Origin of the sequence: Pedobacter sp. (assembly GCF_045627485.1) — a bacterium.
Lineage (GTDB): Bacteria > Bacteroidota > Bacteroidia > Sphingobacteriales > Sphingobacteriaceae > Pedobacter.
In genome coordinates this window covers 1-5468 of the sequence record NZ_JAZQNU010000122.1, presented here as the reverse complement: position 1 = coordinate 5468, position 5468 = coordinate 1, and the positions used below count along the sequence as shown (strand labels likewise).

2 protein-coding genes are annotated in these 5468 nt (G+C 42.2%); one reads left to right on the top strand and one right to left on the bottom strand.

Features of this window, described 5'->3' with window-relative positions:
• Positions 1-218: 218 nt before the first annotated feature.
• Positions 219-2885, bottom strand: coding sequence for a valine--tRNA ligase (locus tag ACR2F3_RS09370; protein WP_432709718.1), 2667 nt, complete (start codon positions 2883-2885; stop codon positions 219-221).
• A gap of 438 nt (positions 2886-3323) precedes the next feature.
• Here ACR2F3_RS09370 and ACR2F3_RS09365 point away from each other — a divergent pair, with 438 nt between their 5' ends.
• Positions 3324-5381 (top strand): M13 family metallopeptidase, encoded by a 2058-nt coding sequence (locus tag ACR2F3_RS09365; protein WP_432709717.1) that lies wholly within the window; start codon positions 3324-3326, stop codon positions 5379-5381.
• Positions 5382-5468: the final 87 nt, after the last annotated feature.

Below are 5468 nucleotides of genomic sequence, written 5' to 3'. Positions count from 1 at the left end.
ATGTCTGTGAAAAGGCCTAGAAGGCTTTTACCTCTTCGGTAAAAGTTTTCAGACTTCGAACAGATCATAGCGATTTTTTTAGCAGCCTCCTATCACCTCTTAACCGGACTACCCCCCCTTTATTTGCACAAAAAAATCGCTATGTCTGTGAAAAGGCCTAGAAGGCTTTTACCTCTTCGGTAAAAGTTTTCAGACTTCGAACAGATCATAGCGATTTTTTAAGCAGTTAAAGCACTCAAACTCTCTTGTATAATAGCAATCTTCCCTTCAGCATCCGCTTTTTTGTTCCTCTCATTCTCTACTACTTCAGGTTTAGCATTTTGCACAAAACGCTCGTTGCTTAACTTGGCTTCTACAGATTTCAGGAAACCTTTCAGGTAAGTCAGTTCCGCATTCAGGCGTTCAATTTCGGCTTCCACATCAATAGCTTCATTCAAAACAATGAAAAACTCATCATTACCCACCATGAAACTCACTGCGCCAGCTATTTTATCATTTACAAATTCTACCTCGCTAATATTGGCCAGTTTAAACACAATGTTCAACCATTTCTCATACTCAAGCGAAGAATTAACTTTTATACTTAAAGGCAGGGCCTCTTTCGGAGAAATCTGTTTAATGTTACGCACATTTCTCACTTCGGCAACCACCTGTTTAATAATCTCCACGTCCTTTAGAATCTGGGCATCCGCAGCAACAAAAGTTGGGTAGCTGGCTACGATGATACAATCCATTTCGCCCTTTTCGCCGAATAGCTCATCATGCCACAACTCTTCTGTCAAGAAAGGCATAAATGGGTGAAGCAAGGTCAGGATACGCTCAAAGAACCCGATGGTGGCTTTTAACGATTCCGCATCAATGGGATGCTGATAAACCGGTTTAACCATTTCCAGGTACCAGGCACAAAAATCATCCCATACCAATTTATAAGTAGCCATGAGGGCTTCTGATAAACGGTACTGTTTGAAGTTATCTTCGATCTCGGCCAAAGCCTCATTAAAGCGGTTATCGAACCAGGCAATGGCCTGTGTATTAGGATTCTCAAGGTTCTCATCCACTTCCCATCCTTTTACCAGGCGGAAAGCATTCCATATTTTATTGGCGAAGTTTCTACCCTGCTCGCAGTAGCTTTCATCGAACATCAGGTCATTACCTGCTGGCGAGCAAAGCAGCATGCCTACACGAACACCATCGGCACCAAATTTCTCAATCAGGCCAATTGGGTCAGGTGAGTTACCTAAAGACTTAGACATCTTCCTGCCCAGTTTATCGCGCACGATACCTGTTAGGTAAACATTCGTAAAAGGCTTTTTGCCCATAAACTCATGACCAGCCATGATCATCCTGGCTACCCAGAAAAACATGATTTCAGGTGCAGTCACTAAATCATTGGTTGGATAGTAATAGCTGATTTCCTTGTTTCCCGGGTTCTTCAAACCATCGAATACCGAAATTGGCCATAACCACGAAGAGAACCAGGTATCCACCACATCCTCGTCTTGTTTCACAAAAGGTGCCAGCTGACTTTTAAAACCTGCGGCTTCTGCTTCCGTGAAAACGTTGTCTATATCTTTAAGTTTCAAAAATTCATCCAAAGCCTCTTCTTTGGTTTTTGCAACCACCCAATTACCTTCATGGTCATACCAGGCAGGAATCTGCTGGCCCCACCACAATTGGCGACTGATGTTCCAGTCGCGCACATTTTCCATCCAGTGGCGATAGGTATTCACAAACTTCTCCGGAATCAGTTTTACTTCACCGTTTAGCACATCGTCTAAAGCCGGTTTCGCCATCTCTTCCATCTTGCAAAACCATTGCATGGATAATTTAGGTTCGATAGCGGCATCGGTACGTTCAGAGAAACCAACTTGCGATTTATAATCTTCCACCTTCTCTAAATGACCGGCATCCTGTAGCATAACGCCTATTTTTTTGCGGGCAACAAAACGATCTTCACCCACTAAAATAACGGCAAGTTCATTTAAGGTACCATCATCATTCAGGATGTCGATTACCGGAAGTTTATGTTTAACACCCAGTTCATAATCATTCAGGTCGTGAGCAGGGGTAACTTTTAAACAACCAGTACCAAAATCCATTGTAACATAGTCGTCCTCAATAATTGGAATTTCACGGTTAATTAAAGGCACAAAAACCTTTTTACCCTTCAGGTGGGCGTAGCGCTCATCATTAGGGTTGATACAAATGGCTGCATCGGCCATGATGGTTTCCGGGCGTGTAGTTGCAATGGTTACGCTATCATCCGTTCCGGAGATGGTATATTTAATGTAGTATAATTTCTGATTAACCTCCTTGCGGATCACCTCCTCGTCAGATACAGCTGTTTTACCTGCAGGATCCCAGTTTACCATGCGGATACCACGGTAAATCCATCCTTTTTTATACAAGTGGATAAAACTGTCGATCACCGAATCAGACAGGTCTTCTTCCATGGTAAAACGCGTACGGTCCCAGTCGCAACTGGCACCCAGCTTTTTCAACTGTTCCAGAATAATGCCACCGTATTTATCTTTCCATTCCCAGGCATAAGCCATAAACTCCTCCCGGGTCAGGTCGGCCTTACTAATTCCTCTTTCCTTAAGCATGGCCACCACTTTTGCTTCAGTAGCAATGGAGGCGTGGTCCGTACCCGGAACCCAGCAGGCATTTTTACCCTGCATCCGAGCTTTACGAATCAGAACATCCTGTATGGTATTGTTCAGCATGTGGCCCATATGTAAAACACCCGTCACATTTGGAGGTGGAATAACGATGGTATAAGGCTCACGTTCGTCGGGCTCTGAATGAAAAAACTTCTTAGAAAGCCAGTAACTGTACCATTTATCTTCTGTTGACGCAGGATCGTATTTAGTGGAAATGCTCATTGATATAGATTGAGAAATATAATATTGATTGTGGGTATTAGGATAAACGCAAATTTAATGTTTCCAGCCTATATAATGAAAAATCAGCCGCCATAGTTTAGCATTACAAGCACTATAAAAGAACCCGTCATATTAAAATTAAGCAGACTAACACAATAATTTATGTTAAAATATGTTAATAGTTATATAAAATCCAGTGTTATGAAGTCACTTAAAGTTTTCCATATTACCGGGGATATCCTTAAAAAGTTTACGCTTACCAAGCTTTATTATTGGTTTAACAAGTAAAATTTTCATTAGACAAGCGATTTGTTTAATTCTATTTCCTAAATTGGGTTTTATTGCAAATAATGCAATAAACTTAACAATTAGGATTGCATCACGGTAACGCATCTGGTCGTACCCTGCGCAATCCTATAAAGAAAAAGAATTATTCAAATGAAACTACAAGAACTCAAAGGCTATTTCGCTGTTCTGGGAATTGTTGCAGCCAGCTATTCAGCTTCTGCACAACTTACACCATCCAAGCTTATCGACCCTGCAAACATGGACCTGAGCGTAAAGCCAGGTGATGATTTTTACCAGTATGCCAGTGGCTCGTGGATTAAAAACAACCCTGTACCTGCAAAAGAAACCCGTTGGGGAAGTTTTAATGTATTACGCGATTTTAACATTATTGCTGTTAAAGGCCTGGTACATGATGCCGCTGCTGATAAAAATGCCGCTGCCGGTACACCAACCAGACGTGTAGGTGATTTTTATACGGCTGCTATGGATAGCCTGACCATTGAGAAATTAGGTTATACCCCTATCAAAGCAGACTTAGCCCGCGTTCAAAAAATTAAAGACCTAAGTGGTGTATTAACTGAAGTGAGCAACATGCGGACTTCGGGTATTGCCGGACCCATGTTTGGTTTTTATGTAGCGCAGGATAGAAAGAATGTTAATAAGTACCTGCCTTCATTTAGTCAGGGAGGAACATCTCTTCCAGATCGCGACTACTATTTGAAAGACGACAGCCGCTCTGTGAAAATCAGGGAAGCTTATACCACCTACATGACTACGCTTTTTTCTTTAACGGGAAACTCTGCTGCTGAGGCAACTAAAAAAGCCGCCACGGTAATGAATATCGAAAAACAACTGGCTGCTGCACAGATGAGCAGACTGGAGATGCGCGATCCTTACAAAACCTACAACAAATTTACCGTTGCTGATTTTAGCAAAACAACACCCCATTTAAACTGGAAAAACATCTTAACGCAGTTAAAAGTGACTGGGCAGGATACCATACTTGTTTCTAGTCCGAAGTTTTTTACCAGTCTTGATGGCATGTTGAAAAGCGTTCCGGTAGCTGACTGGAAAACTTACCTGGAGTGGAACGTTTTAAAAAGCAGTGCACCGAACCTAAGTTCACCATTCGTTAATGCGGCATTTGCCTTTAACCAGGTACAAACAGGCCAGCGTGTGCAAACACCAAGGTGGCAGCGCATGGCTTCGGCTACTGACCAAAATATAGGTGAGCTTTTGGGCCAATTATATGTGGCTAAATACTTCAAACCAGAAGCTAAAGCGCGTATGACCGAATTAATCAAAAACCTGCGTACGGCTTTCGAAACCAGAATCAAAGGTTTAGATTGGATGAGTGCAGAAACCAAGGAAAAAGCATTGGCTAAATTACATGCTTTTACGCCAAAAATCGGTTATCCAGATCAGTGGAAAACGTATGATGGCCTGGTAATTACACCGACCACTTATTTCCAGAACTTACGCAACGCAGATGTGTGGAGATACAACGAAATGGTGAGCCAGCTTGGGAAACCAGTTGACCGTACTCGTTTTGGAATGACGCCACCAACAGTGAACGCTTATTACAGTCCGACGATGAACGAAATTGTATTCCCTGCTGGAATACTACAATTCCCGTTCTTTGCACCTGAAGCAGATGATGCGATCAACTATGGTGGTATTGGTGCCGTAATCGGTCACGAAATGTCACATGGTTTTGATGATAGCGGAAGCCAGTATGATAAAGATGGTAACCTGCGCAACTGGTGGACTGCTGAAGACAAAGCGAAGTTTGAAGAGAAAACCAAAGCTTTAGGCGAGCAATTTGATGCATATACGGTATTAGATACCATCCATGTAAATGGAAAATTAACCATGGGTGAGAACATTGGCGACTTAGGTGGTCTGAATGCCGCTTACACTGCATTTAAATTAACCAAACAAGGTCAGTCTAACGAGAAAATTGACGGATTTACACCAGATCAACGTTTCTTCCTATCCTGGGCTCAGGTATGGAGAGGTAACATTTTGGATGAAAGTGCTGCACAGTTAATTAAAACTGATCCACACTCTCCAGGTCCATACAGAACAATCGGTGCACCGGTTAACATGGATGCCTGGTATGAAGCATTCGACGTTAAACCTGGTGATAAATTATACAAAAAACCAGACTCACAAGGAAAAGATTATATACAGAAAAATTATTGGTAGAATATTGGATTCCAGTGGTATAAAAAAAGCACCAGCAAAATGCTGATGCTTTAAGAACTGAGGTGCACGACGAGCGCCGCGTAGATT

What these genes read in the sequence shown, in the direction of transcription:
- ACR2F3_RS09370 (WP_432709718.1), bottom strand. Translation starts at nt 2,885, where the DNA reads ATGAGCATTTCCACTAAATACGATCCTGCGTCAACAGAAGATAAATGG.
- ACR2F3_RS09365 (WP_432709717.1), top strand. Translation starts at nt 3,324, where the DNA reads ATGAAACTACAAGAACTCAAAGGCTATTTCGCTGTTCTGGGAATTGTT.